Source organism: Massilia sp. BHUDP2, from assembly GCF_046236355.1.
GTDB lineage: Bacteria > Pseudomonadota > Gammaproteobacteria > Burkholderiales > Burkholderiaceae_D > Telluria > Telluria varians.
In genome coordinates, this window is sequence record NZ_JBJUVW010000001.1 from 100449 (window position 1) to 126963 (window position 26515).

Consider the following 26515-nt stretch of genomic DNA (forward strand, 5'->3'; position numbering starts at 1 on the left):
GGGCGCGTTGTTTTATGCGCGATGCGCTCGCCGCGCGTACAGCCCGAAGTACACGATCACCGCATAGCACAGCGCCGGCACGACCAGGGACATCTTCAGGCCGGCCACGTCAGCCGTATGACCCATGAGCAGCGGCACGACGGCGCCGCCCACGATCGCCACGCAGATCACGCCCGAGCCTTCCGCCGTACGCTTGCCCAGTCCTTCGCAGGCCAAGGTGAAGATGGTCGGGAACATGATCGAGTTGAACAGGCCGATGGCCAGCAGCGACCAGCCCGACACCGCGCCGGTGCTGTTCGCGGACACCAGCAGCAAGCCGATCGTCACCGTGGCGGCACAGGCCAGCACTTTCCCGGGCGAGAACATGCGCAGCAGCGCGGCGCCGATGAAGCGGCCCACCATGGCGCCGCCCCAGTACAGCGGCACGTGCTTGCCCGCCGCCTCCGCGCTCAGGCCCAGCACGTGGGATTCCATCAGGTAGTTCACGATGATCGAGCCGATCGCCACCTCGGCGCCGACGTACAGGAAGATGCACAGCGCACCCAGCGCGAAACGCGGCTGTTTCAGCAGATCGAAAGCGTGCAGGATGTTTTCCGAGGGCGCCGCCGTCTCCACCAGCTTGTGGCGGTTCATCCACACCGCGCCGCCCAGCAGGGCCAGCGCGATCGCCAGGCCGATGTAGGTGTTCACCACCACCCGGGTTTCATCCTGGCGGAAGGCGTCGAGCGCCGCGCCGCTCAGGGTGGAGACATCGACCGTCGCCAGCGAGCCCAGGATCAGGATCGCGCCGACATAGGGGAACACGGTGGTGCCGAGCGAATTGAAGGCCTGGGCGAAGGTCAGGCGGCTGGAGGCCGTTTGCGGCTTGCCCAGCATCGAAATCAGGGGATTGGCCACCACCTGCACGATGGTGATGCCCGAGGCCAGCACGAACAGCGCCAGCAGGAAGGTGGCGAACACGCCCGAGTAGGACGCGGGGATGAACAGCAGGCAGCCCAGCGCCATCGTGACCAGGCCGACCACGGCGGTGCGCATGTAGCCGAGGCGCTGCACGATGGCGGCGGCCGGGATCGAGACGAAGAAGTAGGCGGCGAAGAAGGCCGACTGCACCAGCATCGCCTGGGCGTAGCTGAGTGTGAACAGGTCCTTCAGCTTGGGGATGATGACGTCGTTCAGGCGGGTGATGCCGCCGAAGACGAAGAACAGCGCGAAGACGAAGGTCTGCAGGCTGGCCGCGTTCTGCGGCACGGCCGTCTGGGCGCCATCCTTGTCGGGGGCTGCGGTGGTGCTGGTGGGAGTAGGGATGGCCATGGTGTCTCTACATCATCTCGTTGATGATGGCGACGATTTCATCGCCGTAGGACACCAGCTTCTTCTCGCCGACCCCGGACACGCCGCGCAGCGCGTCCAGCGAGCCCGGCTTGACCTTGGCGATCTCGCGCAGGGTCGCGTCCTGGAACACCACATAGGCCGGCACGCCATGCTCGCGCGCGGTGCCCATGCGCCAGGTGCGCAGGCGCTCGAAGATGGCCTGTTCGGAGCGCGATAGTTCCAGTTCCTCGTAGCTGCCGGCAGCGCGCGACGAAGGCCGCTTGGCCTTGACGGGTTTTTGGTACTGGCGCAGCTGCACTTTCTGCTCGCCCTTGAGCACCGGGCGCGCGGCGTCGGTCAGCTTGAGCGAGCTGAAGGCGTCGTGGTCCACGGTGACGAAGCCGAGCGCGATCGCCTGGCGCACGATGGCGCGCCATTCCTGCTCGGAGCGGTCGGCGCCGACGCCGTAGACGGTGAGCTTGTCGTGGTGCCACTGGCTGATGCGCTCGGTCTGCGCGCCGCGCAGCACGTCGATCACGTGGCCGGCGGCGAAGCGCTGGTCGACGCGGTAGATGGCCGACAGCAGCTTTTGCATCGGCACCGTGCCGTCGACCTGGATCGGCGGGATCAGGCAGGTGTCGCAGTTGCCGCAGGGGCCGGAGCGCTCGCCGAAGTAGTCGAGCAGGCGCATGCGCCGGCACGACAGCGTTTCGCACAGGCCGAGCATGGCGTCGAGCTTCATCGACAGCACGCGCTTGAAGGTTTCGTCGGCCTCGGATTCGTCGATCATCCGGCGCTGCAGCACCACGTCCTGCAAACCGTAGGCCATCCAGGCGCTGGCCGGCAGGCCGTCGCGGCCGGCGCGGCCGGTCTCCTGGTAATAACCCTCGAGGCTCTTGGGCAGGTCGAGGTGGCAGACGTAGCGCACGTCGGGCTTGTCGATGCCCATGCCGAAGGCAATGGTCGCCACCATCGTGATGTTGTCTTCACGCAAGAAGCGCGACTGGTTCGCGGCGCGCTGGCTGTACTCCATGCCGGCATGGTAGGGCAGGGCGCGAATGCCGTGCTCGTTCAGGAAGTCGGCGGTCTCCTCGACCTTTTTACGCGACAGGCAGTAGACGATGCCGGAATCCTGCGGGTGCTCGCTGCTGATGAAATCGAGCAGCTGCTTGCGGCCGGTGGTCTTTTCGACGATGGAGTAGCGGATGTTCGGGCGGTCGAAGGACGAGACGAACTTGCGTGCGTCGTCGAGCTGCAGGCGGTGCGCGATTTCCTCGCGGGTCTGCAGGTCGGCGGTGGCGGTGAGGGCGATGCGCGGAATGCCCGGGTAGCGCTCGTGCAGGACCGACAGGCGGATGTATTCCGGGCGGAAGTCGTGGCCCCACTGCGACACGCAGTGCGCCTCGTCGATGGCGAACAGCGAGATCGGCGAGACGTCGAACAGTTCCAGGCAGCGCTGCGTCAGCAGGCGCTCGGGCGCCACGTAGACGAGGTCGATCTCGCCGCTGCGCACCAGGCGCTCGATGCGCAGGGTTTCCTCGAAGGTCTGGGTGGAGTTCAGGAAGGCGGCGCGCACGCCGACTTCTTCGAGGGCGTCGACCTGGTCCTGCATCAGCGCGATCAGCGGCGAGACGACGACGCCCACCCCCTCGCGCAGCAAGGCCGGGATCTGGTAGCACAACGACTTGCCGCCGCCGGTGGGCATCAGGACGAGTGCGTCGCCGCCGCTGGCCACGTGCTCGACGATGTCGGCCTGCTGCCCGCGGAAAGCGGGATAGCCGAAGACCGTTTCGAGAACGTGGAGGGCGCGCGCGCCGATTTCGCTTGTCATACTCTGCTTACTGTTTATTCAGCCCAGGTCACCAGGCCGAAATGGGCGGTCACGAGGACCAGGATACCGAATACGATACGGTACCAGGCGAAGATCGTGAAGTCGTGCGAGCTGATATAGCGCAGCAGCCAGCGTACGCACAGGAAGGCCGCGAGGAAGGCGGAAAAGAATCCCAGGCCGAACAGGGGAAGGTCGGCGGCCGACAGCAGCGCGCGCTCCTTGTACACCGAGTATACCGTGGCGCCCAGCATGGTCGGCATGGCAAGGAAGAAGGAGAATTCGGTGGCCGCCTTGCGCGACAGGCCGAACAGCATGCCGCCGATGATGGTCGAGCCGGAGCGGCTGGTGCCGGGGATCAGGGCGAAGGACTGGGCCAGGCCTACCTTGAGTGCGTCGAGCGCGCTCATGTCCTCGACCGTCTCCACGCGCGCCGCTGTCGGGCGCAGGCGGTTGCGCCGCTCCACGTACAGGATCAGGACGCCGCCGATGACCAGGGCGATCGCCACCGGCACCGGATGGAACAGCAGTTCCGTGATCGTCGAGCTGAACAGCACGCCGGCGATCGCGGCCGGGAAGAAGGCGATCACGACATTGCGCGCGAAGCGCTGCTGGACCGGGTCTGCCCCCAGCCCCTTGAGGACGCGGGCGATCCGCTCGCGGTATTCCCAGACCACCGCCAGCATGGCGCCGGCCTGGATCACGATCTTGAAGACGACGGATTTCGGGCCGGTGAAGTCGAGCAGGCTGCCCATGAGGATCAGGTGGCCGGTGGAGGAAATCGGAAGGAACTCGGTGAAGCCTTCGACCAGGCCCATGATGATCGCCTTGACGGCGAGAAGAATGTCCATGAATGCGTTAGTGTGAGAGCGGCTGAATGCGGATGCTGTCGGGATATCCCGTGGAAGGTACGGCGGGGCCGAAGCTTAACATGATTGCAACAGGCGACGTCGCCCGCTGTGTCCGGTGCAAGATTGTACCGCGCCGAGGTTGCCGCAGGGTTAGCTCATCGCCATGACGGCAAAATTCTTCCGTGCGCCACCAGCCCGAACGCGTGCTACACTGGACCGCATGCGTATTCCTGACTCAACCGCATGAGTATCTTTGTTGTCCTGATCCTTGCTGCGCTCGCCTGGGCGGCATTCCACGGTTGGCAAAGCCCCAACTCCCTGCGTTACCGTCCCTGCCAGGGCCGGGCCTGGCGCAATACCTTCCCTACCGCATCGCGGAAGGACATCCGCGATTTCCTGTCCGTCTTCGTGTCATCCTTTTCCTTTCGCGAAAGCGAGCGGCTGCACTTCCGTCCCGACGACGAGGTGCTCGGCATCTACCGCGAGGTGAACCCGACGCGCTGGCTGCCGGACGCGCAGGAATTCGAGACGCTGGCGAAGGCGCTGCGCGAGCGCTACGGCCTGCGGCTCGACGACATCTGGCACGAAGGGATGACGCTGGGCGGGCTGTTCCAGCGCGTGCAGCAGGCGCGCGGCAAGTCGGCCGCAGCGTAAGCGGAGGGCCTGGGCGGCCCAGCGGTATCGCAGATTACCCCGCGTGGGTAAGGGTCCGGTCTTGCTTTCCGTAAGTATGCTGCCATGTGCCGGGCATGCTGAAACAGAAACTGAACTGGAGATGGCCGCTGTTCTATGTTTTGCTGCCGATCTTTTTCGTGATGGCCTTCCTCGGCTTTCCACTGCCCGTCGCACCGCCACCGGCCACCAAGCCGGAGGTCGAGCACGCGACCGTGATCAAGAAGAAGAAAAAACGCATCGGGCTGGTCATGCCTGAGGGCGATGACCCGAATGAAAAGAGGTAGGGTGGGCGGCTCTGCCGCCCACGCGGTGATCGTTATCGGCTCCGTTTTCGTACCGGATGATCTTTCAGCGATGTATCACCGCGTGGGCGGGAAACCCGCCCACCCTACGGTGCAGTCGCACGCTCCAGTTCATCCAGCCAGCGGATCGCCTGTTCGCGGCTGTCCCCGCACATTTCCCTTGATGGCTGCAGCCCGCCGCAGAAAGCCGGGCGCTCGGGCCGGCCGAAGATCAGGCAGCGATTGTCCTCGCCCAGCTGCACGCAGCGCACGCCGGCCGGCTTGCCGTCGGGCATGCCGGGAATCGGGCTAGTGATCGAGGGCGCGGTGCAGCAGGCGCCGCAGTTGCTTCTACACTGCATGGTGGCGGAAGGACGACAAGGAAGGGCAGCAGTATAGCGCCGCGGCGCCCCTGGCGGGCGCGTCGCCCGCCGGTTTCCTGCTACGTTGTTGTCATCCCACAGCACAAGCAGGAGGCCCCATGTCCAGTCCCCTCAAACCCCTGAACCGCCAGGTCGTCGTGATCACCGGCGCCTCGAGCGGCATCGGCCTGGCCACCGCGCAGGAAGCCGGCAAGCAGGGCGCCAAGCTGGTGCTGGCCGCGCGCGGGGCCGACGTGCTCGAGGCGGTCGTGCAGGGGCTGGTCGAGAACGGCTTCGACGCCATCGCCGTGGTGGCCGACGTCGCCGAGCGCGCCCAGGTCGAGCGCATCGCGCAGGCCGCGATCGACCGCTATGGCCGCATCGATACCTGGATCAACAATGCCGGCGGCACCATCTACGGCCGCCTCGACCAGGTATCCGAGGAAGACAGCCGGCGCCTGTTCGACATCAATTTCTGGGGCATGGTGCATGGCTCGCTGGTGGCGCTGCCGCACCTCGCGCGCCAGGGCGGCGCCCTGATCAACCTCGGCAGCGAAGCCTCCGAGGTGGCGATCCCGATGCAGGGCATGTATTCGGCCAGCAAACACGCGGTGAAAGGGTTTACCGATGCGCTGCGCATCGAGGTAGAGCACATGGACGGGGCGCCGGTGTCGATCACGCTGATCGAGCCGACCGCCGTCGACACGCCGCTGCCCCAGCATGCCCGCAACTACATGGACTGCGAACCGAAGCTGCCGTCGCCCCAGGTCGACCCGCACGAGGTGGCTGCCGCCATCCTGCATGCGGCCGTGGTGCCGATGCGCACGGTGCGGGTCGGCCTGATGGCCGAGATCGACGTGCTGATGGAAAAGATCGTCCCCGGCCTGACCGACCGCCTGTCGGTATTCCAGGTACCGCGCCAACAGCAGGACGCACCGCCGCGCAACCCGGATGGCGCCTTGTATGCATCGCGGGCAAACGGCCGCATCTACGGTCCGTCATAAGTACCCGAATCACGTAAATACCTGTTTATATTGACAGTTTTGCTAAGGACTGCTTGACTGCCTGACAAGCCCCGTCTATATTCTATGGTTGTTCATTTGGTTTCTAGGCAGAAACATGGAATGTCCAATCGACAGCAAGCCGCGGTGGGAACGCCGGAAGGAGGCCCGTCCGCAGGAGCTCCTTGCTGCCGCAATTGACCTGTTCGTCGAACGCGGCTTCGCCGCTACCCGTCTGGAAGACGTGGCGCGCCGCGCCGGTGTCTCCAAGGGTACGCTGTATCTCTACTATGCGAACAAGGAAGAACTGTTCAAGGCCGTGGTGCGCGAGAGCATCCTTCCTTTCCTGGGCAAGGCCGAATCCTCGGTCGCCGAGTTCCATGGCCATAGCGGCGACCTGCTGCGCGACGTGGTCATGAACTGGTCCCGCCAGATCGGCCAGAGCAAGGCCTCGGGCCTGGGCAAGCTGATGCTCGCCGAAGCCGTCAATTTCCCGGATCTGGCGCAGTTCTACCGGGACGAGGTCATGAGCCGCACTGTCCACATGATTTCGAGCATCGTCGAGCGCGGCGTCAGCCGCGGCGAATTCCGCAATGTCGACATCCTGCAGATGACCCAGGTGCTGATCGCACCGATGATGATGCTCAACGTGTGGCGGCACTCGGCCGTGGCGCCTTGCGAGGATGGCGAGCTGCAACCCCAGGCCTTCCTCGAGAACCTGCTCGACCTCACTTTGCACGGCCTCCTCCCCCGCAGTGCCTGAGTTGCCATTTGCGCCATTACGCCGCTTTTTCGGCGTTCAACCCCTCCAAACTGCAGACTGTCGCAATTTCCCCCGGTCCGGGCAGCCCATCGCTAAGATGTGCGTCCTGAGGCCGTTCAACGATAAAATATCGGATTATTTATTTTTCCATCGAGAACTCAGATGAATATCGAACAAGCCCGCTTCAACATGATCGAACAGCAGATCCGCCCGTGGAACGTGCTTGACCAGGACGTGCTGGACCTGCTGCACGTGGTCAAGCGCGAACAGTTCGTGCCGGCCGCGTACCAGAACCTGGCGTTTGCCGACGTCGAGATCCCGCTGCCGGGCAGTGAAGCGATGTTCAACCCGAAGGTCGAAGCGCGCATCGTGCAGGAACTGGCGGTCAAGAAGCATGAGAACGTCCTCGAAATCGGCACCGGTTCGGGCTACATGGCGGCACTGCTGGCGCACAAGGCGCGCCACGTGACCACCGTGGAAATCCAGCCGGAAGCCGTGAAGCTGGCGCAGGAAAACCTGGCCCGTGCCGGCGTTACCAACGTGACGGTCGAAGAAGGCAATGGCGCCGGCGGTTGGGACAAGGGCGCGCCCTACGACGTGATCCTGGTGTCGGGCGGCCTGCCGGTGCTGCCGGAAGCGCTGCTCAAGCAGGTGAAGGTGGGTGGCCGCATCGGCGCGATCCTGGGCGAGGCGCCGGCGATGAGCTTCAACATCATCACCCGCACGTCGGAAACCGGCTACGACACGGTCAAGCTGTTCGAGACCATCGTCAAGCCGCTGACCGGCGCGCAGGCACCGTCGCGCTTCCAGTTCTGAGGCCGCGATGCAGTACATGACCGCACCGGAGCTGGCGGCCCGGCTTGCCGACGGGGCAGCCGAGCAGCCACTCCTGCTGGACGTGCGCGAGAACTGGGAATTCGAGACCTGCCACATCGCAGGCTCGACCCAGATTCCGATGCACCTGGTGCCGATCCGGGCCGGCGAACTGCCAGATGACCGAGAAATCGTGTGCATCTGCCACCACGGGGCGCGCAGCATGCAGGTCGCTGCCTTCCTCGAACGGAACGGATTTGACAACGTAACGAATTTGACGGGCGGAATACACGCCTGGGCCGTACAGGTCGACCCTTCGATGCCGAAGTATTGACCTGATCCCTAACTTTTGATGACTCCTGTGGAGAATGTAATGCAGAAACCCCTGCGCAAATCCTTTCTTGCCGCGCTGGTTGCCGGCGCCGTCTTTTCGCTGAACGCCAGCGCGGCGGACCTGCTCCAGGTGTACCAGCAGGCACTCGCCAACGATGCGGCCTATGCAAGTGCGCGTGCGTCGGCGGCTGCCGGGCGGGAGCGGATTCCGCAGGGGCGCGCAGGACTTCTCCCGACCGTGGGCATCACAGGCAGCAGCATCAAGAACGACCGCGACGCGTCGCCGTTCAACGAAGGAACCACCGTCACCGATCCGCTCACCGGCAGGCAAACCATCGTGGCCGGAGACGGCTCGAACCTGCGCACCAGCACCTACACGCTGCTGCTGACGCAGCCGCTGTTCCGCTGGGATCGTTGGGAAACCTACCAGCAGAGCAAGCTGCAGCAGGCCGTCTCCGACGCGCAGTTCGCCCAGGCCCAGCAAGACCTGATCACCCGCGTGGCGCAAGCCTACTTCGATGTGCTGGCGGCCCAGGACAAGCTGGAATCGACCCGCGCCCAGAAGACCGCGGTGACCGAGCAGCTGGCATCGGCCAAGCGCAACTTCGAAGTCGGCACCCAGACCATCACCGATACCCACGAAGCGCAGGCGGCGTATGACCTGGTGATCGCCCAGGAATTCGCGGCGGTGAACGACCTCGACAACAAGCGCAATGCGCTGCAGGCCATCATCGGCACGGCGCCAAGCAGCCTGGCGCCGCTCAAGAGCGGCATCACCCTGACCGCGCCGTCGCCCGCGAATCCCGACCCATGGGTGTCGTCGGCCGAAACCCAGAACTACGGCGTGGCCGTGTCGGAGCTGCAGGTGGAACTGGCCAAGCGCGAGATCTCGAAGACCCGCGCCGGCCACTATCCGACCCTGGACCTGTTGGCCAGCAACCAGCGTACCAAGGTCCACGGCGGCACCCCCGGTGCTTCCGGCACCAGTACCAACAACGGTATCGGCGTGCAGTTCAGCGTGCCGATCTTCAACGGCTTCGCCGTCACCAGCCGCGTGCGCGAAACCATCGCGCTGGAAGACAAGGCCCGCAACGACCTGGAAGCGACGCGCCGCCAGGCCGCCCTGCAGGCGCGCCAGGCCTACCTCGGCGTGAACAGCGGCATGGCCCAGGTCAAGGCGCTGGAAGCGGCGGAAGTGTCGAGCCAGTCGGCGCTGGAGTCGAACAAGCTGGGCTACCAGGTCGGCGTGCGCATCAACATCGACGTGCTGAACGCACAACGCCAGCTGTACCAGACCCGCACCGACCTGTCCCAGGCTCGCTACAATACCATCCTGAACGGCCTGCGCCTGAAGGCGGCCGCGGGCTCGCTGCGCGAGTCGGACCTGGCTGCGGTGAACAACCTGCTGGAAAAGTAATCGCCGCGCAGGCCTGGCCTGCCGAAGAGTTAACAAAGCCCGGACTTTTCATCCGGGCTTTTTACTTTTGTAAATACTACTAACTCATTGATTTAAAACTAGAATAGTTGACGCACGACAAGTGAAGCGCCGGGGAGTTTTTTTGCAAAGCTGATAAACTGACAATGTTAGGGGCCACATTTGCTGCACTGCGGAAGAGTCCGCCGGCAAGCGATGCCACCGTCAGAATTCTCATCCCTAAGGAAAAACACACATGCAAAAGAACATCGCGATTGTCGGCGCCGGTTTTTCCGGGGCCGTCATTGCCAACCAGCTGGCACAAGCTGGGTACAAGGTCGAGATCTTCGAATCGCGCCCCCACATCGCGGGCAACTGCCATTCCGAGCGTGATGCCGAAACCGGCGTCATGGTGCACGTCTATGGGCCGCACATCTTCCACACCGATATCGAGCGGGTCTGGGAATTCGTCAACCGCTACAGCCGCTTCATGCCTTACGTGAACCGCGTCAAGGCGATCACCAACAACGCCGTCTACACGCTGCCGATCAACCTGCTTACCATCAACCAGTTCTTCGGCAAGACCTTCCGTCCGGCCGAGGCCCAGGAATTCCTGGCTTCGCTCGGCGACAAGTCGATCGAGAACCCGGTTACTTTTGAAGACCAGGCCCTGCGTTTCGTCGGCCGCGAGCTGTACGAAGCCTTCTTCAAGACCTATACGGTCAAGCAGTGGGGCATGCAGCCGACCGAACTGCCGGCCAGCATCCTCAAGCGCTTGCCGGTGCGCTTCAACTACGACGACAACTACTTCGCGCACAAGTACCAGGGCATGCCGGAAGACGGCTACACCGCGCTGGTGGAAAAGATCATGGACGTGCCGGGCATCACCCTGCACCTGAACACCAAGTTCGACCCGGCCAACAAGGGCGACTACGAGCACGTGTTCTACAGCGGCCCGATCGACGCCTGGTTCAAGCATTCCGAGGGCCGCCTGCCGTACCGTACCCTCGATTTCGAGGTGTTCCGCGACACCGGCGACTACCAGGGCAATGCCGTCATCAACTATTGCGACAATGCCCAGCCGTACACCCGCATCACCGAGCACAAGCACTTCTCGCCGTGGGAAAAGCACGAGAAGACCTTGATATACAAGGAATACAGCCGCCAGTGCGAAGAGAAGGACATCCCGTACTACCCGATCCGCCAGGCACGCGACAAGGAGCAGCTCGAACGCTACGTGAACGTGGCGCGCGAGGAGCCGAACGTGACCTTCGTGGGCCGCCTCGGCACCTACCGCTACCTCGACATGGACGTGACCATCAACGAGGCGCTGGCCACGGCGGACAAGTTCCTGGAAAGCGCCAAGAGCAATGCGCGCATGCCGGCGTTTGTGATCGATCCACTGGCGTAATGCCATGATGGGTGATGGTCCATCGGACCATCACCCCGTGTGATCAAGGGCGCTTACGCCATTCGATCATCTCCGCAATCGTCAGGATCGGGAAGCCGTGCAAGGCGGCGAAGTGCTCGATCTGCTCTCCGCGCATCATCGTCCCGTCCGGATTCATCAGCTCGCACAACACGGCCGCCGGCTGCAGGCCTGCCATCGTCGCCAGGTCGACCGAGCCTTCGGTATGCCCGGCGCGCGCCAGCACGCCGCCCGGCGTGGCGCGCAGCGGGAACATGTGTCCCGGGCTGACCAGGTCCTCCGGTTTGGCGTCCGGCGCGGTGGCGGCGCGCACCGTGGTGACGCGGTCCGCCGCCGAGACGCCGGTCTCGACGCCATGACGTGCCTCGATCGACACGGTGAAGGGCGTGCCGTAGCGGCTGCCGTTCTCCGCCGCCATCGGCGGCAGTTCGAGCGTGCGCACCTTGTCTGCGGAGAGACACAGGCACACGATGCCGCTGCATTCGCGGATCATCAGCGCCATCGTCTCGACGCTGAGCTTGTCGGCTGCGACGATCAGGTCGGCTTCGTTCTCGCGGTCGAAATCGTCGAGCAGGATGACGGGAACCCCGTTGCGCACGGCGTCCAGGGCGGCGGCGATGCGGCCTTCCAGGTCGGTGCTGGTGAGGGAATGGGTGGTGGTGACTAACATGTGAAACGCTCCTCGCAGTAAGTTGGCGAAAAACGCATCAGGGCAAAGCAAAGCGCGCGCCGGCCCGGCTGCGAAAAGCAGCGAGGACAGCGCGTGGCAGCGCACATCTTCTTTCATCCGGACTATACCGTCGGCCCTGGCCTCTCACCAGGTCTGCTGACCCTGCTTGCGCAGGCGCTCGCGGGCTCGGCCCATTGCAGGCCATACCGCCGGTGGGGAATTGCACCCCGCCCCGAAGACGTAATTTAAGTTGATGCCTGAAAAGCAGGCCCGGCGATTGTAGCAGCGCCGCGCCGGTCCTGCTGAGGAGGGGAGAGCTTAGCTGCTCAGGCCGGCACCGGCCGCATTGTCCTTGCGCTCGATGAGCTCGACCTTGTAGCCGTCCGGGTCGGTGATGAAGGCGATCACGGTGGTGCCGCCCTTGACCGGGCCCGGCTCGCGGGTGATGTTGCCGCCTGCGGCGCGCACGTTGTCGCAGGTGGCGTAGATGTCTTCGGCCGAGATGGCGATGTGGCCGTAGGCCGTGCCCATGTCGTAGCTGTCGACGCCGTAGTTGTAGGTCAGCTCGAGTTCGGCGTGGTCCGGGTTGCTGCCGTAACCGAGGAAGGCGAGCTTGTACTTGTACTCGGGATTGTCGCTGGTGCGCAGCAGCTTCATGCCGAGCACCTTGGTGTAGAAGTCGATGGAACGCTGCAGGTCGCCGACGCGGAGCATGGTGTGGAGGATGCGCATGGGGGTGTCCTTCTGGTGAAACGGAAAGCGGCCATTTTATGCGCTGGGGGCTGTTCTTGCAGAGCAGCCTCCAATGCTGCGCGGCTGTGAATACGCTGGTTGAACGCGCGGACGGCGAAGCCGTCCACCCTACCAACAACGAATCAGCTCTCCAGCTTCGAGGTCATCGTGATGTTTGCGTTCAGCAGCTTCGACACCGGGCAGTTTTCCTTGGCCGTGTTGGCTGCCTTGTCGAAGGCTTCCTGGCTGGCGCCCGGGATCCTGGCCACCAGGTCGAGGTGCACCGCGGTGATCGAGAAGCCGCCTTCGACCTTTTCCATCGAGACGGTGGCGGTGGTGCGCAGTTCCTGCGCCGTCAGGCCGGCCTGGCCCAGCTGACCGGACAGCGCCATCGTGAAGCAGCCCGCATGGGCCGCGCCGATCAGTTCTTCCGGGTTGGTGCCGGGGCCGTCCTCGAAGCGGGTGTTGAAGCCGTACTGGGTGTCCTTGAGCACGCCGCTCGCGGTCGAGATCGCACCCTTGCCGTCCTTCAGGCCGCCGCTCCAGACGGCGCTGCCGTTGCGTTTGATGGTCATCGTTTCTCCTTACAGGTTGTTCTTGTCGGCTTTGTCGTTGGTGGTGTCGTGCCGGCGCATCGAATCCTTGTTGTCCGGCTGGGGCTTGGCCTGGCCGGTGGCGCCCGGCGCCGGGTCGACGGCGTTTTCCAGGCCGTCGGGATTGGTGCCGTACATGTCGGTGTTCACCAGTCCCTGCGCCATGTCTTCGGCGGCTTGCTTGATGATGCCGCGCGGTTCCTGGTCCTGCGCGTCCGGGCTTTCGTCGCGCTCGTGCGGCTGGCGCTTGACGCCATCGTTCTCGATCGGTGCCTTCGTGTTGACGAAGCGGTCTTTGGTTTCGGTCACCATATGGGCCTCCTTGTAATCCAGTTAACCCCCATCGTAGCCGCCGCCTGCCGAAGCAGTCGCGCAATTGGCGCCGGTGGCGTGACAATGAGAGATGCTTTTTTGCAACTAACCCGTTAACATGCGGGTTTGGACAATATTGCAGGACCTGTAACGTGACTGCCCACGCCCTCGATACCCACCAGCAAGCCGCTTTCTGCAAGAACTGCGACACCGCCATCTCCGGCAACTATTGCCACCAGTGCGGCCAGGCGACCCACCTGCACGTGCCGAGCGCGCGCGAATTCCTGCACGAGTTCATCGCCCACTACGTGGCGCTCGAGGGCAAGCTGTGGCGCTCGCTCAAGCTGCTGCTGTTCAAGCCGGGCTTCCTGAGCCGCGAGTACATCGAAGGCCGCAGGGTGCGCTACATCGAGCCGCTGCGCCTGTACCTCACCTTCAGCATCATCTTCTTCGCGCTGTTCAAGATGAGCGGCGTGCAGATCGTCAATATCGGCGGCAGCGACACGCCGCCTGCCGTGAGCGCGCCGGCGGCCGTCCGGCAGTCGGGGGACGCGGGCAATACCGAGAATTTCCAGGAATTCCAGGACAAGACCAAGCGCTTGCTGGGCAGTGTCAGCCCGAGGCTGGAGCAGGGCGCCGAGCGCTTCTTCGCCCTGTCGCCCAAGGAACGCAACGACACGGCCAAGCGCGTGTTCTTCAGCTATACGCCGTACGCGATCTTCCTGATGATGCCGGTGTTCGCGCTCTACCTGAAGCTGCTCTACCTCGGCTCGGGACGGCGCTACGGCGAGCACTTCCTGTTCGCCCTGCACAGCAATGCCTTCGCCTTCCTGATGCTGAGCCTGTTCATGCTGGCGGACGGCTGGAACTTCGTCCGCGTCGTGCTGCTGGCCTGGCTGGTGTTCTACCTGCCGACCGCGATGCGGCGCGTGTTCGGTGGCGGGCGGATCGTGACGGCGCTGCGCTGGGTGGTCCTGATGGTGCTGCACCTGTTCACCCTGATCATGACGGTGTCGCTGGCGGTGGCGGTCGGACTCTTGATCTGATCTTGCCGGAAGCGCAGGGCGCCCGTTATACTGTTTATTTGTACAGTCATTTGCGAGCGCCCGCAGCGCACCCATATAGCAGACGCAGGGATAATCGGTTAATCTCCGTAGTCCCGACCCAACCGCCCTGGAACCATGCCTGTGACGCCTGAAAAGCAACCAATCATCGCGCTCGTGGTGCGGCAAAATACCCCCGGCATCGAGGAGCCGGCCCGGCAGCTCACCGAGTTCCTGGCCAAGGAAGGCTACCGGGTGGTGTTCGAGACCGATACCGCCGCCTACCTCGGTATCGAGGGCATCGAGGCCATGACGGTGGCCGAGATCGGCGAGCAGGGCAGCTACGCGGTGGTCATGGGCGGCGACGGCACCATGCTCGGCATCGCGCGCCAGCTCGCCAAGTACGACATTCCGCTCATCGGCATCAACTCGGGCCGGCTGGGCTTCATCACCGACATTCCGCTCGAGCGCATGGTGCCGGCCCTGCACGAGATCCTGCAGGGCCAGGCCCGCAGCGGCGAGCGCACCCTGCTGGAAGCGCGCGTGGTGCGCGACGGCCAGGAGATCTTCTGCAGCGTCGCCTTCAACGACGTGGTGGTAGCGCGCGGCACCGGCGCCGGCATGGTCGAGCTCAAGCTCATCGTGGATGGCGAATTCATGTACAACCAGCGGGCGGACGGCCTGATCATCTCGACGCCCACCGGCTCGACCGCCTACGCGCTGTCGGCCGGCGGCCCGCTGCTGCACCCGAAAGTGCGGGGCATCGTGCTGGTGCCGATCGCGCCGCACGCGCTGTCGAACCGGCCGATCGTCGTGCCCGATTCCAGCGAGATCGTGGTCGAACTGGTGGCAGGGCGCGACATCAGCGTCAACTTCGACATGCAGACCTTCACCAGCCTGCAGCTGGGCGACCGCATCGTCATCTCGCGCTCGCCGCACACGATCACCTTCCTGCATCCGCGCGACTGGAGCTATTACCACACGCTGCGCGAAAAGCTGCACTGGAACGAATACCCGACCAACGAAGGCAAATTGACGTAATCCCGTCACAAGCAGAGCAAAAACAGGAGACCCGATTTTTCATGCTGCGCACACTTACCATCCGTGATTTCGTCATTGTCGACGCCATCGAACTCGAGTTCGCGCATGGCTTCACGGTGTTCACCGGCGAGACCGGCGCCGGCAAGTCGATCCTGATCGACGCGCTGCAACTGGCGCTGGGCGGGCGCGGCGACGCAAGCATGGTGCGCGAAGGCGCGGCCAAGGCCGACATCACCGCCGAATTCGCGCTGACGTCCACGGCCTCCGCGTGGCTGCTGTCCAACGAATTCCCGACCGAGGAAGGCGTGGCCCTGATGCGCCGCGTGATCGACAACGCCGGCCGCTCCAAGGCCTGGATCAACGGCATCAGCGCCACCGCCGCGCAGCTGCGCGAGCTGGGCGACATGCTGGTCGACATCCATGGCCAGCATGCGCACCAGTCGCTGCTCAAGCTTGACGCCCAGCGCGCACTGCTCGACAACCAGATCGCCGTGCGCGACCCGGCCGCCAGCGAAGAGGTGCAGGCCACCGCGAGCGCCTATAAAGCCTGGCGCGCGCTGGTGCGCCAGCGCGAGGAATTCGAGAACGATGCGCGCAACGTGCTGCTCGAACGCGAGCGCCTGGAGTGGCAGGTGAGCGAGCTCGACAAGCTGGCGCCGAAGGCCGGCGAATGGGCCGAGATCAGCAACGAGCACAGCCGCCTGTCGCATGCCGCCAGCCTGCTCGAAGGCGCGCAGGAAGCGCTGCAGGCCATCTCGGAAGCCGACCACCCGATCCTGTCGCAGCTGTCCTCGCTCAACGCCAAACTGGGCAAGCTGGTCGACGTCGACGCGCAGCTGCAGGAAGTGCTCGACTGCATGGAGCCGGCGCGCATCCAGCTGCAGGAAGCCGTGTACGCGCTGAACAACTACATCGACAAGGTCGAACTCGACCCGGGCCGCCTGCGCGAAGTGGACGCGCGCATGGAAGCGCTGCACAGCGCCGCGCGCAAGTACCACGTGACGCCCGAAGAACTGCACGAGGAACACGCCGCGCTGGCCACCAGGCTGCGCCAGCTGGCCGACGCCAGCGACCTGGAAGGCTTGCGCAAGCAGGAAGAAAAGGCCAAGGCGGCCTACATGAAAGTGGCCGAGGGCCTGTCGAAACGGCGCCAGCAGGCGGCCGTGGAGCTGGGCAAGGGCGTCACCAGCGCGATGCAGGAACTGAGCATGAGCGGCGGCCGCTTCGAGGTGGCGCTCAACCCCGGCGAACCCGGCGCGCACGGCCTCGAGCAGGTCGAATTCCTGGTGGCCGGCCATCTCGGGGTGGCGGCGCGCCCGCTGGCCAAGGTGGCCTCGGGCGGCGAACTGGCGCGCATCTCGCTGGCGATCGCCGTGATCACCGCGCACGCGACCACCACGCCGACCCTGATCTTCGACGAGGTCGATACCGGCATCGGCGGCGGCGTGGCCGAGGTGGTGGGGCGCCTGCTCAAGCGCCTGGGCCAGCAGCGCCAGGTGCTGTGCGTGACCCACCTGCCGCAGGTGGCGAGCCAGGCCAACCAGCACTTCCAGGTGGCCAAGGGCGCCACCATCGAGGGCCGCACGGTCTCGCGCATCGACGTGCTCGACACCCGGGCGCGGGTGGAGGAGGTGGCGCGCATGCTGGGCGGGATCGAGATCACGGAAACGACGCGCAAGCATGCCAGGGAGCTGCTGGCTTCCTGAGGCCCGCACCCCAGGCGGCATTCATCGATTGTCGAGCACCTCCGCCATCGCCCTGGCCAGTTCGGACACCAGCCCGCCCTTGTCCCAGGTGTAAATGGAGACAGCCATGGGCGGCGCCGTGCCGAAGGGGGCATGGATGCGCAGGCGCCGTCCCTTGGCCGCCTGCACGGGAAGCATGGACAATCCGAGGCCGCCTTCCAGCCCGACCAGGATGCTTTGCAGGCTGCTGCCCGAGAAAGCGATATACCAGCGCCGGCGCTCGCGCTCGATGCGTTCGAACATGGCCTCGCGATACAGCCCGCCCGGCGGAAAGACGACCAGCGGAATCGGGTCGGGCCATGGCTGCGTGCTGTCTTCGCCTTCGAACCAGGCCATCGGTTCCGGAAACGTCGCGAGGCAATCGGCGCTTGCCGCCGCTTCCTTGACCACGACGATATCGAATTCGCCGCCCCGGTAAGCCTCCGCCAGGCTGCGGCTCAGGCCCGTCGTGATGTCGAGCCGGATCGAGCGATCCTGGCCGGCCAGCGCCTGCAAGGCCGAGGCCATCCTGCCGTCGAAGACGTCTTCGGGCAGGCCGATGCGTACCGGTCTTGCGCCGGCCGGGTCGGCAAGGGCCGCCTGCGCTTCGCCCTCGATCAGCAGGATGCGCCGCGCATACCCCAGCAGCCGCTCGCCGGCGGCGCTCGCGCGTACCGGCCGGGCCGAGCGGTCCACCAGCGGCTGGCCGACCGCTTCTTCCAGCCGGGCGATTTGCTGGCTGATGGTGGATTGCGTCATGTGCAGGCGGTCGGCCGCCGCGGTAAAGCTGCCCGCATCGACAATGGTCACAAAAGCACGCAACAAGCGTAGATCGAACATTTTCCTGCCCGGTTCATGGTGGAGTAGGCATCCTACCATGCAGGATTTTAATAATTTTGATGATTTAATTTAATTTCCAAATAATGCGGGAGGAGCTTATGCTTGGCCGATCGATTCGGAGCCGACATGACCAAGTTAATCATTCCCACTTTCTGCGCAAGCACCATGCTTGTGGGCATGCAAGCCTGTTCGGCGCAGCCCATGCCCGCCCATCCGCTACATGCCGCCGCTGCGCGCGGCGATGTTCCCGCCATCGAGCGCCTGCTGCGTGAAGGCGCCAGGATCGACGCGCGCGACGCGTCCGGCTCGACCGCCTTGCTGGCCGCGACCAGGGCCGACCAGGTTGCCGCCGCCCGGGTGCTCATCGAGGCCGGCGCCGACGTCAACGCCAAGGACCAGATCAGCGACAGTCCCTATCTGTATGCCGGCGCTCGGGGGTATCTCGACATGCTGAAGATGACGCTGGCGCACGGCGCCGATCTGCGCAGCACCAACCGCTATGGCGGAACGGCCCTGATTCCGGCGGCCGAGCGCGGCCACGTCGATACGGTGAAAATCCTGGTCGAGGCCGGCGTGGCGGTAGACCATGTCAACAAGCTGGGATGGAACGCCTTGTTGGAAGCCATCATCCTGGGCGGGGAGGGCGAACGCCACCGGCGGATCGTGGCCATCCTGCTCGAAGCGGGCGCCGATCCCAACATTGCAGATCGCAACGGCATCACGCCCCTGCAGCATGCGCGCGCCCGCGGCTACCGCAAGATCGAAAGCGTCTTGCGCGCCGCCGGCGGGCGCTGAGCTTTTGAAAGGAAAGCACATGAACCAGGACACGGATTTTCTCCGGCAAGCCATCGCGCTGGCCTACGCCAATGTCGAACAGGGCGGGCGCCCCTTCGGTGCGCTCATCGTCAAGGACGGCAAGGTGATCGCGCAGGCGGTCAACGAGGTCGTCGGCACCAAGGATCCGACGGCGCATGCCGAACTGCTGGCCATCCGGGCCGCCAGCCGCATTCTCGACTCGGCCAGCCTGGAAGGCTGTACCGTCTATGCCAGTGGGCATCCTTGCCCCATGTGCATGGGAGCGATGCGCATGGCCGGGGTCGCGGCGGTGAGCTACGCCTATTCCAACCAGGACGCCGAGCCCTTCGGCCTGTCCACGGCCGCGGTCTACGCCGACCTGGCCAGGCCCGTCGACCAGCAGTCCATGCGGATTCGGCACCTGCCGGTCCGCCTCGACGGCGAGCCGGACCTGTACGCGCACTGGCAGCAACACCATTAGCCCGGGCGCAGTACGCCGGCTGATGCCGATCGCGGCCGTGGTGCTGGTCGGGATCAATCTGCGGCCCTTCATCACCGGCATCGGGCCGCTCGCTTCCAGCATCCATCGTCACACAGGGCTGGGCCTGCAGGGCATGGCGCTGCTGACGCTGGTGCCGATGCTGTTGATGGGCATCCTGGCATTCGCCGCGCCGGCTCTGGAAAGCGCCGTGGGCGCGCGCCGCGCGGTGCTGTTCGCCCTGGCCGCCATCTGCGGCGGCTGCGCCCTGCGCCTGCTGGCCGGATCGGGCGCCGCCCTGGTCGCCACCGCCGCCCTGATCGGCGCGGGCGTGGCGCTCGTGCAGGCCGTCTTTCCAGGGATGATCAAGCGCGCCTTCCCCCGCCACACCGGGCCCGTGATGGGGCTGTATTCGGCCATGCTGATGGGCGGCGGCGCCCTCGGCGCCATGCTGTCCCCGGTCGTGGCCGAGGCCAGCGGCAGCTGGACGGCGGGACTGGCGTGCTTTGCCCTGCCGGCCCTGCTTGCCGTGCTGGTGGCCCGGGTGGCCCTGCCTGCCGATGCGCGCACGCGTCCCGGCCGCCGCACGACGCAGGCGCTGTTGGGGCGGCCCCGGACCTGGCTGCTCATGGCCTGTTTCGGCCTGGTCAACGGCGGCTATTCGTCGGTCGTGGCATGGCTCGCGCCCGCCTATCAGGCGCAGGGCTGGAGCCCCTCCGCCAGCGCGGGCCTGCTGGCGACCCTGGCGGCGGCCCAGGCGCTGGCGGCGCTGGCGCTGCCTGCAATCGCCAGAAAACAAGCGGACCGGCGGCCCTGGCTGTGGCTCACGCTGGGCATGCAGGCCCTCGGTTTTACCGGCCTCGCCCTGGCCCCCGGCTGGGCACCTTACGCCCTGGCGGCCATCCTCGGTGCGGGCCTGGGCGGCTGGTTCGCCCTGTCGATGGGCGTCGCGCTCGACCATCTGCCCGATCCCGCGCAGGCAGGCGCGCTGGCGGCGCTCATGCAGGGCGGCGGATTCATCCTGGCCGCGCTGCCGCCCTGGCTCGTCGCCGCGCTGCATGAACTCAGCGCCAGCTATGTTCCGGGATGGTCCTGGCACCTCGCCTGTGTCGGCCTGGTGGCCGGGCTGAGCGTGCGCTTCAGCCCGGACAGCTATGGGCCGGCGATGGCGCCGCCGCACTCCCGTCCTGCCCCTTCCGCCATTCTGTGGCAAAGTGTTCAAGGCTCCGCTCCGCGGACACGTCCAGACCACCACAGGAGGAATTCGAATGAGCATTGACAACGTGCTGTACCGCGCCCAGGCCACCTCGCAAGGCGGCCGTGAAGGCACCTCGAAAAGTTCCGACAATGTGCTTGACCTGAAGCTGAGCACCCCGAAAGAACTCGGCGGTGGCGGCGGCTCGGGCACCAATCCCGAACAGCTGTTCGCGGCCGGCTATTCGGCCTGCTTCCTCGGCGCGCTCAAGTTCGTGGCCGGCAAGGAAAAAGTCACGCTGCCGCCCGACCTGACCGTCACCGGCGACGTCGGCATCGGCCCGATCCCGACCGGCTTCGGCATCGAGGTCGACCTGAGCATCAAGGCGCCCGGAATGGATCAGGCCCAGCTGAAGGAGCTGGTCGACAAGGCCCACGTGGTCTGCCCCTACTCGAACGCCACCCGCAACAACATCGACGTGCGCCTGCATACCAGCACCTGATGACCCGCTGTTGTTCGCGGTAGACACGTCCGGCCATGGGACGCCACTTATAATATTGGGCGTCCTTTCAATATCTTTCGCTCATGCCCTTTCGAAACGAACCGCCTTTCCCCCACGGTACCGTGCCCTCCAGCGCCATCGTGCTGGTCAACCTGGGTACGCCGGACGAACCCACCCGCAAGGCCGTCCGCCGCTACCTGAAGCAGTTCCTTTCCGATCCGCGCGTGGTCGAGATCCCGGCCAGGATCTGGTGGTTCATCCTGAACCTGTTCATCCTGCCTTTCCGTTCCGGCCAGTCGGCCGCCAAGTACCGCACTATCTGGACCAAGGAAGGCTCGCCGCTCAAGGTGCACACCCAGAAGCAGGCGGCGCTGCTGGAAAAGACCCTCGTCGAGCGCGGCCATGAAGGCGTGAAGGTGGTGATGGCGATGCGCTACGGCTCGCCTTCGCTGTCCGACGTGCTGGCGCGCCTGCAGGCCGATCACTGCCAGCGCATCGTGGTCCTGCCGGCCTATCCCCAGTATTCCGGCACCACCACCGCCTCGGTCTGGGACGCCGTCCATGCCCACTACGCGCAGGTGCGCAATATCCCCGAGCTGCGCCTGGTGCGCCACTACCACGACCACGAAGGCTATATCGAGGCGCTGCGCGTGCAGGTGGAATCGTATTGGGAAGCCCACGGCCGCGGCCAGAAGCTGGTGATGAGCTTCCACGGCACGCCCAAGCGCACCCTGATGCTGGGCGACCCGTATTTCTGCGAATGCCAGAAGACCGCGCGCCTGCTGGCGGTGGCGCTGGGCATGGGCGCCGACGAATACATCGTCACCTTCCAGTCACGCTTCGGCAAGGCCGAGTGGCTGCAGCCCTACACGGCGCCCACGGTGCAGGAACTGGCGCGCCAGGGGCTGGAGCGGATCGACGTGATCTGCCCGGGTTTCACCAGCGACTGTCTGGAAACCCTGGAAGAGATCAATATGGAAGTGCGCCACGACTTCGAGGCCGCCGGCGGCAAGGAATACCACTACATTCCCTGCCTGAACGAGTCGCCGGCCTGGATCACCGGCATGGCCGAGATCGCCGAACAGCACTTGATCGGCTGGCCGACCATCCTGACGCCGGCCCAGCGCGCGGCCCAGCGCCGCGATGCCCAGGTCGGCGCCCAGCACGCGGCCCAGCTGGGCGCGTAAAGCCGCTTCTTGTCGACCTGTTAAAATAGACGGCTCAGTTTATGCATGCCAGGGCGCCGCACTGATGCCGACATAGCACAGCCATGCCAGCACCGCGAAGGTGTACAGCACGACGGCGCCACTGATCAGTTGAAGTCTCATGATGTCTGCTCCCGGATGCTTGCGGTGTTTACTGCAAGCTTGTCAGGAAGCGTAAGACTTTTCATTGAGAAATGATTCAGGGAAAGCGTAAATCTTGTAACAAATGATGTCTACTTTTTCATAAGGTGTACCGGGAATGCCCCTTGAAAATGTAGGACATCGCCCCATGTAGGGCCCTGTGTGTCACGCAGGACACGTTACCAACTCAGCCAAGTCCTTGATTCTAGGAGTTTTTTCGATGCAAGACCAAGAAAACCAAGAGCTGTCCCAACAGGGCAACGGCGCCGCGCCGCAGCAGGCTGATGCCGCTACCGCCGCTAGCGCGAACGAGGCGGCCCAGGCCAGCGCCGGCCAGGCCGGCGTGCCTCCGACGGCCGACAGCTCGGTGCAGTCCGAACTGGAAGCCCAGCTCAGCGCCACCGAAGCCAAGCTGGCCGAGATGCACGACGCCTTCATGCGTGCCAAGGCCGACGCGGAAAACATCCGCCGCCGCGCCCAGGAAGACGTCAGCAAGGCCCACAAATTCGCCATCGAAAGCTTCGCCGAGGCCATGGTGCCGGTGCGCGACAGCCTGGAAATGGCGTTGAAGGTCGAGTCGCAGACCGTCGAAGCGATCCGCGAAGGCGTCGAAATGACGCTCAAGCAGCTGACCGCCGCGTTCGAAAAGAACCGCCTGGTCGAAGTGATGCCGCAAGCGGGCGAGAAGCTCGACCCGAACAAGCACCAGGCCGTGGCCGTGGTGCCGTCCGAGCAGGAGGCCAATACCGTGGTCGCCGTGCTGCAGAAGGGCTACATGATCGCCGACCGCCTGCTGCGTCCGGCCATCGTGACGGCGGCGGCGCCGAAGTAAGCAGGAGCTGGATACTGCGCTCTTGAAAGGGCGCGGTATTTCCCAATATTGACTCTATCCGAAACTACAGCATTCAAAAGGAAAACAACATGGGCAAGATCATCGGTATTGACCTGGGAACCACCAACTCCTGCGTCGCCATCATGGAAAATGGCCAGCCGAAAGTCATCGAAAACGCCGAAGGCGCGCGCACCACGCCGTCGATCATCGCTTACCAGGAAGACGGCGAGATCCTCGTCGGCGCGCCGGCCAAGCGTCAGGCTGTCACCAACCCGAAGAACACCCTGTTCGCGGTCAAGCGCCTGATCGGCCGCAAGTTCCAGGAAAAGGAAGTCCAGAAAGACATCTCGCTGATGCCTTACCAGATCCTGGCCGCCGACAACGGCGACGCCTGGGTCGGCGTGCGCGACAAGAAGCTGGCGCCGCCGCAGATCTCGGCTGAAGTCCTGCGCAAGATGAAGAAGACCGCCGAAGACTACCTCGGCGAAGAAGTGACCGAAGCGGTCATCACCGTGCCGGCCTACTTCAACGACTCGCAGCGCCAGGCGACCAAGGACGCCGGCCGCATCGCGGGCCTGGACGTCAAGCGCATCATCAACGAGCCGACCGCGGCCGCGCTGGCATTCGGCCTGGACAAGACCGACAAGGGCGACCGCAAGATCGCCGTGTACGACCTCGGCGGCGGCACCTTCGACGTCTCGATCATCGAGATCGCCGACGTCGACGGCGAGAAGCAGTTCGAAGTGCTGTCGACCAACGGCGACACCTTCCTGGGCGGCGAAGACTTCGACCAGCGCGTGATCGACTACATCATCGACGAGTTCAAGAAGATCAACGGCCTCGACCTGTCGAAGGACCCGATCGCCCTGCAGCGCATCAAGGCTTCGGCCGAGCGCGCCAAGATCGAACTGTCGTCGGCGCAGCAGACCGAGATCAACGAGCCGTACATCGCCATGGCGAACGGCGCGCCGGTCCACCTGAACCTGAAGATCACCCGCGCCAAGCTGGAAGCCCTGGTCGAGGAACTGGTCGCCAAGACCATCGAGCCGTGCCGCGTCGCCATCAAGGATGCCGGCATCAAGGTCTCGGACATCGACGACATCATCCTGGTCGGCGGCATGACCCGCATGCCGAAGGTGCAGGAAAAGGTCAAGGAGTTCTTCGGCAAGGATCCGCGCAAGGACGTCAACCCGGACGAAGCCGTCGCTGTCGGCGCCGCCATCCAGGGCTCGGTCCTGTCGGGCGAGCGCAAGGACCTGCTGCTGCTGGACGTGACCCCGCTGTCGCTGGGCATCGAAACCCTGGGCGGCGTGATGACCAAGATGATCCACAAGAACACCACGATCCCGACCAAGTTCTCGCAGGTGTTCTCGACCGCCGACGACAACCAGCCGGCCGTGACCATCAAGGTCTACCAGGGCGAGCGTGAGATCGCAGCAGGCAACAAGAGCCTGGGCGAATTCAACCTCGAGGGCATCCCGCCGGCACCGCGCGGCACCCCGCAGATCGAAGTGACCTTCGACATCGACGCCAACGGCATCCTGCACGTGGGCGCGAAGGACAAGGCTACCGGCAAGGAAAACAAGATCACCATCAAGGCCAATTCGGGCCTGTCGGAAGACGAAATCCAGAAGATGGTGAAGGATGCCGAGCTGAACGCGGAAGAGGACAAGAAGGTCAAGGAACTGGCCGAAGCCCGCAACCAGGGCGACGCGCTGGTGCACTCGACCCGCAAGTCCCTGACCGAATACGGCGACAAGCTGGAAGCCGGCGAGAAGGAAAAGATCGAAGCGGCGATTGCCGACCTGGAAGGCGCATTGAAGAGCGGCGACAAGTCGGACATCGATGCCAAGACCTCGGCCCTGTCGACCGCGGCCCAGAAGCTGGGCGAGAAGATGTACGCCGACATGCAGGCGCAGCAGGCTGGCGCTGCCGGCGCGGGCGGGGCCCAGGCTGCCGGCGGCGAACAGCAGCCGCAGCAGGACGACGTCGTGGACGCGGACTTCAAGGAAGTGAAAGACGCGAAGTAATCCCTGACGGGGACGGACGAGCTGGGTTACACTCGTCCGTTTCCCGTTACGGGACATGCCGAGCCGCTGCGACCGTTGGGTGCTCCGGCTCGGTTTTTTTGCACACACCGTTTTACCAGATCAACAAGCAAGGTGCCGCCAATGGCAAAGCGTGATTTTTACGAGATCCTCGGGGTCGCCAAGAACGCGTCGGAAGACGACATCAAGAAGGCTTATCGCAAGCTTGCGATGAAGTACCACCCTGACCGTAACCCCGACAACAAGGAAGCGGAAGAGAAGTTCAAGGAGGTCAAGGAAGCCTACGAGATGCTGACCAATCCGGAGAAGCGCGAGGCCTATGACCGCTACGGTCACGCCGGCGTCGACCCGAACATGGGCGGCGGCGGGGGCGGCTTCGGTGCCGGTGGTTTCGGCGACGCCTTCGGCGACATCTTCGGCGACATCTTCGGCGGCGGCGGCCGCGGCCGCAGCGCGGGCCCGCAGGTCTACCGCGGCGCCGACCTGCGCTACAACCTCGAGATCACCCTGGAGCAGGCCGCGCACGGCTACGAGACCACCATCCGCGTGCCGAGCTGGGACAAGTGCGACACCTGCCACGGCAGCGGCGCCAAGCCGGGCACCCAGCCCGTGACCTGCACCACCTGCTCGGGCCACGGCCAGGTGCGCATGCAGCAGGGCTTCTTCAGCATCCAGCAGACCTGCCCGAAGTGCCATGGCAGCGGCAAGATCATCCCGGAACCCTGCGCGGCCTGCGGCGGCGCCGGACGCATCAAGCGCAACAAGACGCTGGAAGTGAAGATCCCGGCCGGTATCGACAACGGCATGCGCATCCGCTCGACCGGCAACGGCGAGCCGGGCACGAACGGGGGACCGGCGGGCGACCTGTACGTCGAGATCCACATCAAGCCGCACCCGGTGTTCCAGCGCGAGGGCGACGACCTGCACTGCGAGATGCCGATTTCCTTCGCCAAGGCGGCGCTGGGCGGCGAGATCGAAGTGCCTACGCTCACCGGCAAGGTGTCGTTCACGGTGCCGGAAGGCACCCAGACCGGCAAGACCTTCCGCCTCAAGGGCAAGGGCGTCAAGGGCGTCCGTTCGGGCTACACCGGCGACCTGTTCTGCCACGTGGTCGTCGAGACCCCGGTCAAGCTGACCGACAAGCAGAAGGAACTGCTGCGCGAGTTCGAACGCTCGACCACCGAAGGTGGCGCCAAGCACAGCCCGCAGAGCAAGGGCTGGATGGACAAGGTCAAGGACTTCTTCGAGTAAGAAATCGAACCAGGAAAACCGCTGAAGGCGAAAGCCCTCGGCGGTTTTTTTT

At 64.8% G+C, this 26515-nt stretch carries 28 protein-coding genes and 1 riboswitch; of the genes, 19 read left to right on the forward strand and 9 right to left on the reverse strand.

Features of this window, described 5'->3' with window-relative positions:
• Nucleotides 1-12: 12 nt before the first annotated feature.
• The 3 genes from ACK6C6_RS00450 to ACK6C6_RS00460 are packed head-to-tail and all read right to left on the reverse strand — an operon-like array spanning nucleotide 13 to nucleotide 3990.
• Complete coding sequence (locus ACK6C6_RS00450) at nucleotides 13-1311, reverse strand: sugar MFS transporter (protein ID WP_409265347.1); 1299 nt, start codon at nucleotides 1309-1311, stop codon at nucleotides 13-15.
• 7 nt (nucleotides 1312-1318) lie between these two features.
• Nucleotides 1319-3142 carry a DNA helicase RecQ gene (recQ, locus tag ACK6C6_RS00455; protein WP_036213361.1) on the reverse strand — a complete coding sequence of 608 codons (1824 nt, stop codon included), beginning with the start codon at nucleotides 3140-3142 and terminating at the stop codon, nucleotides 1319-1321.
• A gap of 14 nt (nucleotides 3143-3156) precedes the next feature.
• Nucleotides 3157-3990: an undecaprenyl-diphosphate phosphatase gene (locus ACK6C6_RS00460; RefSeq protein WP_292040486.1), complete on the reverse strand. Its 834-nt coding sequence runs from the start codon at nucleotides 3988-3990 to the stop codon at nucleotides 3157-3159.
• A 243-nt stretch (nucleotides 3991-4233) separates the two neighbouring features.
• Here ACK6C6_RS00460 and ACK6C6_RS00465 point away from each other — a divergent pair, with 243 nt between their 5' ends.
• Both ACK6C6_RS00465 and ACK6C6_RS00470 read left to right on the forward strand, forming a co-directional pair.
• Nucleotides 4234-4644, forward strand: a complete 411-nt coding sequence (locus tag ACK6C6_RS00465) for a hypothetical protein (protein ID WP_209587143.1) — start codon at nucleotides 4234-4236, stop codon at nucleotides 4642-4644.
• Nucleotides 4645-4739: 95 nt separating this feature from the next.
• The gene (locus ACK6C6_RS00470; protein WP_409265349.1) at nucleotides 4740-4949 is read left to right on the forward strand and encodes a hypothetical protein; all 210 of its coding nucleotides are present in this window, start codon (nucleotides 4740-4742) and stop codon (nucleotides 4947-4949) included.
• Nucleotides 4950-5053: 104 nt separating this feature from the next.
• On the opposite strand, the gene ACK6C6_RS00475 is transcribed toward ACK6C6_RS00470, so the two are convergent.
• The gene (locus ACK6C6_RS00475; protein ID WP_209587145.1) at nucleotides 5054-5308 is read right to left on the reverse strand and encodes a YkgJ family cysteine cluster protein; all 255 of its coding nucleotides are present in this window, start codon (nucleotides 5306-5308) and stop codon (nucleotides 5054-5056) included.
• A 119-nt stretch (nucleotides 5309-5427) separates the two neighbouring features.
• Here ACK6C6_RS00475 and ACK6C6_RS00480 point away from each other — a divergent pair, with 119 nt between their 5' ends.
• From ACK6C6_RS00480 to glf, 6 genes are all read left to right on the forward strand, one after another.
• The gene (locus ACK6C6_RS00480; RefSeq protein ID WP_409265350.1) at nucleotides 5428-6312 is read left to right on the forward strand and encodes an SDR family oxidoreductase; all 885 of its coding nucleotides are present in this window, start codon (nucleotides 5428-5430) and stop codon (nucleotides 6310-6312) included.
• A gap of 115 nt (nucleotides 6313-6427) precedes the next feature.
• Nucleotides 6428-7072 carry a TetR/AcrR family transcriptional regulator gene (locus tag ACK6C6_RS00485; protein WP_409265352.1) on the forward strand — a complete coding sequence of 215 codons (645 nt, stop codon included), beginning with the start codon at nucleotides 6428-6430 and terminating at the stop codon, nucleotides 7070-7072.
• 162 nt (nucleotides 7073-7234) lie between these two features.
• Nucleotides 7235-7888 (forward strand): protein-L-isoaspartate O-methyltransferase, encoded by a 654-nt coding sequence (locus ACK6C6_RS00490; RefSeq protein ID WP_209587148.1) that lies wholly within the window; start codon nucleotides 7235-7237, stop codon nucleotides 7886-7888.
• A gap of 7 nt (nucleotides 7889-7895) precedes the next feature.
• Complete coding sequence (locus ACK6C6_RS00495) at nucleotides 7896-8219, forward strand: rhodanese-like domain-containing protein (protein WP_409265354.1); 324 nt, start codon at nucleotides 7896-7898, stop codon at nucleotides 8217-8219.
• A 39-nt stretch (nucleotides 8220-8258) separates the two neighbouring features.
• On the forward strand, nucleotides 8259-9635 hold the full coding sequence (locus ACK6C6_RS00500; protein WP_209587149.1) for a TolC family outer membrane protein: 1377 nt from the start codon (nucleotides 8259-8261) through the stop codon (nucleotides 9633-9635).
• 253 nt (nucleotides 9636-9888) lie between these two features.
• Complete coding sequence (gene glf, locus ACK6C6_RS00505; protein WP_409265355.1) at nucleotides 9889-11043, forward strand: UDP-galactopyranose mutase; 1155 nt, start codon at nucleotides 9889-9891, stop codon at nucleotides 11041-11043.
• Nucleotides 11044-11086: 43 nt separating this feature from the next.
• Here the strand turns inward: glf and ribB are convergent, their stop codons facing one another.
• The 4 genes from ribB to ACK6C6_RS00525 form a co-directional block, all read right to left on the reverse strand.
• Nucleotides 11087-11731 (reverse strand): 3,4-dihydroxy-2-butanone-4-phosphate synthase, encoded by a 645-nt coding sequence (gene ribB, locus ACK6C6_RS00510; RefSeq protein ID WP_409265357.1) that lies wholly within the window; start codon nucleotides 11729-11731, stop codon nucleotides 11087-11089.
• 101 nt (nucleotides 11732-11832) lie between these two features.
• A riboswitch (FMN riboswitch) is annotated at nucleotides 11833-11975 on the reverse strand.
• Nucleotides 11976-12049: 74 nt separating this feature from the next.
• Nucleotides 12050-12463 (reverse strand): lactoylglutathione lyase, encoded by a 414-nt coding sequence (gene gloA / locus ACK6C6_RS00515; RefSeq protein WP_027866567.1) that lies wholly within the window; start codon nucleotides 12461-12463, stop codon nucleotides 12050-12052.
• A gap of 143 nt (nucleotides 12464-12606) precedes the next feature.
• Complete coding sequence (locus ACK6C6_RS00520) at nucleotides 12607-13038, reverse strand: OsmC family protein (RefSeq protein ID WP_209587153.1); 432 nt, start codon at nucleotides 13036-13038, stop codon at nucleotides 12607-12609.
• Nucleotides 13039-13047: 9 nt separating this feature from the next.
• Complete coding sequence (locus ACK6C6_RS00525; protein WP_409265359.1) at nucleotides 13048-13368, reverse strand: hypothetical protein; 321 nt, start codon at nucleotides 13366-13368, stop codon at nucleotides 13048-13050.
• A 152-nt stretch (nucleotides 13369-13520) separates the two neighbouring features.
• Here ACK6C6_RS00525 and ACK6C6_RS00530 point away from each other — a divergent pair, with 152 nt between their 5' ends.
• From ACK6C6_RS00530 to recN, 3 genes are all read left to right on the forward strand, one after another.
• Nucleotides 13521-14414 (forward strand): DUF3667 domain-containing protein, encoded by an 894-nt coding sequence (locus ACK6C6_RS00530; RefSeq protein ID WP_409265360.1) that lies wholly within the window; start codon nucleotides 13521-13523, stop codon nucleotides 14412-14414.
• A gap of 135 nt (nucleotides 14415-14549) precedes the next feature.
• Nucleotides 14550-15452: an NAD kinase gene (locus ACK6C6_RS00535; RefSeq protein WP_409265361.1), complete on the forward strand. Its 903-nt coding sequence runs from the start codon at nucleotides 14550-14552 to the stop codon at nucleotides 15450-15452.
• 41 nt (nucleotides 15453-15493) lie between these two features.
• Nucleotides 15494-17158 (forward strand): DNA repair protein RecN, encoded by a 1665-nt coding sequence (recN, locus tag ACK6C6_RS00540; RefSeq protein ID WP_409265363.1) that lies wholly within the window; start codon nucleotides 15494-15496, stop codon nucleotides 17156-17158.
• 21 nt (nucleotides 17159-17179) lie between these two features.
• On the opposite strand, the gene ACK6C6_RS00545 is transcribed toward recN, so the two are convergent.
• A complete protein-coding gene (locus ACK6C6_RS00545; protein WP_409265364.1) occupies nucleotides 17180-18016 on the reverse strand; it encodes a LysR family transcriptional regulator in 837 nt (278 codons plus the stop codon).
• Nucleotides 18017-18142: 126 nt separating this feature from the next.
• Here ACK6C6_RS00545 and ACK6C6_RS00550 point away from each other — a divergent pair, with 126 nt between their 5' ends.
• The 8 genes from ACK6C6_RS00550 to dnaJ all read left to right on the forward strand — a co-directional run bounded on the left by ACK6C6_RS00550 (nucleotide 18143) and on the right by dnaJ (nucleotide 26463).
• Nucleotides 18143-18811 carry an ankyrin repeat domain-containing protein gene (locus ACK6C6_RS00550; protein WP_409265365.1) on the forward strand — a complete coding sequence of 223 codons (669 nt, stop codon included), beginning with the start codon at nucleotides 18143-18145 and terminating at the stop codon, nucleotides 18809-18811.
• A 19-nt stretch (nucleotides 18812-18830) separates the two neighbouring features.
• The gene (locus tag ACK6C6_RS00555; protein ID WP_409265366.1) at nucleotides 18831-19292 is read left to right on the forward strand and encodes a nucleoside deaminase; all 462 of its coding nucleotides are present in this window, start codon (nucleotides 18831-18833) and stop codon (nucleotides 19290-19292) included.
• Between the two features lie 22 nt (nucleotides 19293-19314).
• Complete coding sequence (locus tag ACK6C6_RS00560) at nucleotides 19315-20568, forward strand: cyanate transporter (RefSeq protein ID WP_409265367.1); 1254 nt, start codon at nucleotides 19315-19317, stop codon at nucleotides 20566-20568.
• Nucleotides 20558-20986, forward strand: coding sequence for an organic hydroperoxide resistance protein (locus ACK6C6_RS00565; RefSeq protein ID WP_209587161.1), 429 nt, complete (start codon nucleotides 20558-20560; stop codon nucleotides 20984-20986). Before ACK6C6_RS00560 ends, ACK6C6_RS00565 begins: the two co-directional genes overlap by 11 nt.
• Before the next feature lie 83 nt (nucleotides 20987-21069).
• Nucleotides 21070-22173: a ferrochelatase gene (gene hemH / locus ACK6C6_RS00570; protein WP_036213317.1), complete on the forward strand. Its 1104-nt coding sequence runs from the start codon at nucleotides 21070-21072 to the stop codon at nucleotides 22171-22173.
• 379 nt (nucleotides 22174-22552) lie between these two features.
• Nucleotides 22553-23164 carry a nucleotide exchange factor GrpE gene (grpE, locus tag ACK6C6_RS00575; RefSeq protein ID WP_409265368.1) on the forward strand — a complete coding sequence of 204 codons (612 nt, stop codon included), beginning with the start codon at nucleotides 22553-22555 and terminating at the stop codon, nucleotides 23162-23164.
• An 89-nt stretch (nucleotides 23165-23253) separates the two neighbouring features.
• The gene (gene dnaK, locus ACK6C6_RS00580; protein ID WP_209587163.1) at nucleotides 23254-25194 is read left to right on the forward strand and encodes a molecular chaperone DnaK; all 1941 of its coding nucleotides are present in this window, start codon (nucleotides 23254-23256) and stop codon (nucleotides 25192-25194) included.
• Between the two features lie 141 nt (nucleotides 25195-25335).
• Nucleotides 25336-26463 (forward strand): molecular chaperone DnaJ, encoded by a 1128-nt coding sequence (gene dnaJ, locus ACK6C6_RS00585; RefSeq protein WP_036213310.1) that lies wholly within the window; start codon nucleotides 25336-25338, stop codon nucleotides 26461-26463.
• Nucleotides 26464-26515: the final 52 nt, after the last annotated feature.

Bases quoted from the DNA above. Each gene is read 5' to 3' on its own strand.
- ACK6C6_RS00450 (WP_409265347.1), bottom strand. From the start codon at position 1,311: ATGGCCATCCCTACTCCCACCAGCACCACCGCAGCCCCCGACAAGGAT.
- recQ (WP_036213361.1), bottom strand. From the start codon at position 3,142: ATGACAAGCGAAATCGGCGCGCGCGCCCTCCACGTTCTCGAAACGGTC.
- ACK6C6_RS00460 (WP_292040486.1), bottom strand. From the start codon at position 3,990: ATGGACATTCTTCTCGCCGTCAAGGCGATCATCATGGGCCTGGTCGAA.
- ACK6C6_RS00465 (WP_209587143.1), top strand. From the start codon at position 4,234: ATGAGTATCTTTGTTGTCCTGATCCTTGCTGCGCTCGCCTGGGCGGCA.
- ACK6C6_RS00470 (WP_409265349.1), top strand. From the start codon at position 4,740: ATGCTGAAACAGAAACTGAACTGGAGATGGCCGCTGTTCTATGTTTTG.
- ACK6C6_RS00475 (WP_209587145.1), bottom strand. From the start codon at position 5,308: ATGCAGTGTAGAAGCAACTGCGGCGCCTGCTGCACCGCGCCCTCGATC.
- ACK6C6_RS00480 (WP_409265350.1), top strand. From the start codon at position 5,428: ATGTCCAGTCCCCTCAAACCCCTGAACCGCCAGGTCGTCGTGATCACC.
- ACK6C6_RS00485 (WP_409265352.1), top strand. From the start codon at position 6,428: ATGGAATGTCCAATCGACAGCAAGCCGCGGTGGGAACGCCGGAAGGAG.
- ACK6C6_RS00490 (WP_209587148.1), top strand. From the start codon at position 7,235: ATGAATATCGAACAAGCCCGCTTCAACATGATCGAACAGCAGATCCGC.
- ACK6C6_RS00495 (WP_409265354.1), top strand. From the start codon at position 7,896: ATGCAGTACATGACCGCACCGGAGCTGGCGGCCCGGCTTGCCGACGGG.
- ACK6C6_RS00500 (WP_209587149.1), top strand. From the start codon at position 8,259: ATGCAGAAACCCCTGCGCAAATCCTTTCTTGCCGCGCTGGTTGCCGGC.
- glf (WP_409265355.1), top strand. From the start codon at position 9,889: ATGCAAAAGAACATCGCGATTGTCGGCGCCGGTTTTTCCGGGGCCGTC.
- ribB (WP_409265357.1), bottom strand. From the start codon at position 11,731: ATGTTAGTCACCACCACCCATTCCCTCACCAGCACCGACCTGGAAGGC.
- gloA (WP_027866567.1), bottom strand. From the start codon at position 12,463: ATGCGCATCCTCCACACCATGCTCCGCGTCGGCGACCTGCAGCGTTCC.
- ACK6C6_RS00520 (WP_209587153.1), bottom strand. From the start codon at position 13,038: ATGACCATCAAACGCAACGGCAGCGCCGTCTGGAGCGGCGGCCTGAAG.
- ACK6C6_RS00525 (WP_409265359.1), bottom strand. From the start codon at position 13,368: ATGGTGACCGAAACCAAAGACCGCTTCGTCAACACGAAGGCACCGATC.
- ACK6C6_RS00535 (WP_409265361.1), top strand. From the start codon at position 14,550: ATGCCTGTGACGCCTGAAAAGCAACCAATCATCGCGCTCGTGGTGCGG.
- recN (WP_409265363.1), top strand. From the start codon at position 15,494: ATGCTGCGCACACTTACCATCCGTGATTTCGTCATTGTCGACGCCATC.
- ACK6C6_RS00545 (WP_409265364.1), bottom strand. From the start codon at position 18,016: ATGTTCGATCTACGCTTGTTGCGTGCTTTTGTGACCATTGTCGATGCG.
- ACK6C6_RS00550 (WP_409265365.1), top strand. From the start codon at position 18,143: ATGACCAAGTTAATCATTCCCACTTTCTGCGCAAGCACCATGCTTGTG.
- ACK6C6_RS00555 (WP_409265366.1), top strand. From the start codon at position 18,831: ATGAACCAGGACACGGATTTTCTCCGGCAAGCCATCGCGCTGGCCTAC.
- ACK6C6_RS00560 (WP_409265367.1), top strand. From the start codon at position 19,315: ATGCCGATCGCGGCCGTGGTGCTGGTCGGGATCAATCTGCGGCCCTTC.
- ACK6C6_RS00565 (WP_209587161.1), top strand. From the start codon at position 20,558: ATGAGCATTGACAACGTGCTGTACCGCGCCCAGGCCACCTCGCAAGGC.
- hemH (WP_036213317.1), top strand. From the start codon at position 21,070: ATGCCCTTTCGAAACGAACCGCCTTTCCCCCACGGTACCGTGCCCTCC.
- grpE (WP_409265368.1), top strand. From the start codon at position 22,553: ATGCAAGACCAAGAAAACCAAGAGCTGTCCCAACAGGGCAACGGCGCC.
- dnaK (WP_209587163.1), top strand. From the start codon at position 23,254: ATGGGCAAGATCATCGGTATTGACCTGGGAACCACCAACTCCTGCGTC.
- dnaJ (WP_036213310.1), top strand. From the start codon at position 25,336: ATGGCAAAGCGTGATTTTTACGAGATCCTCGGGGTCGCCAAGAACGCG.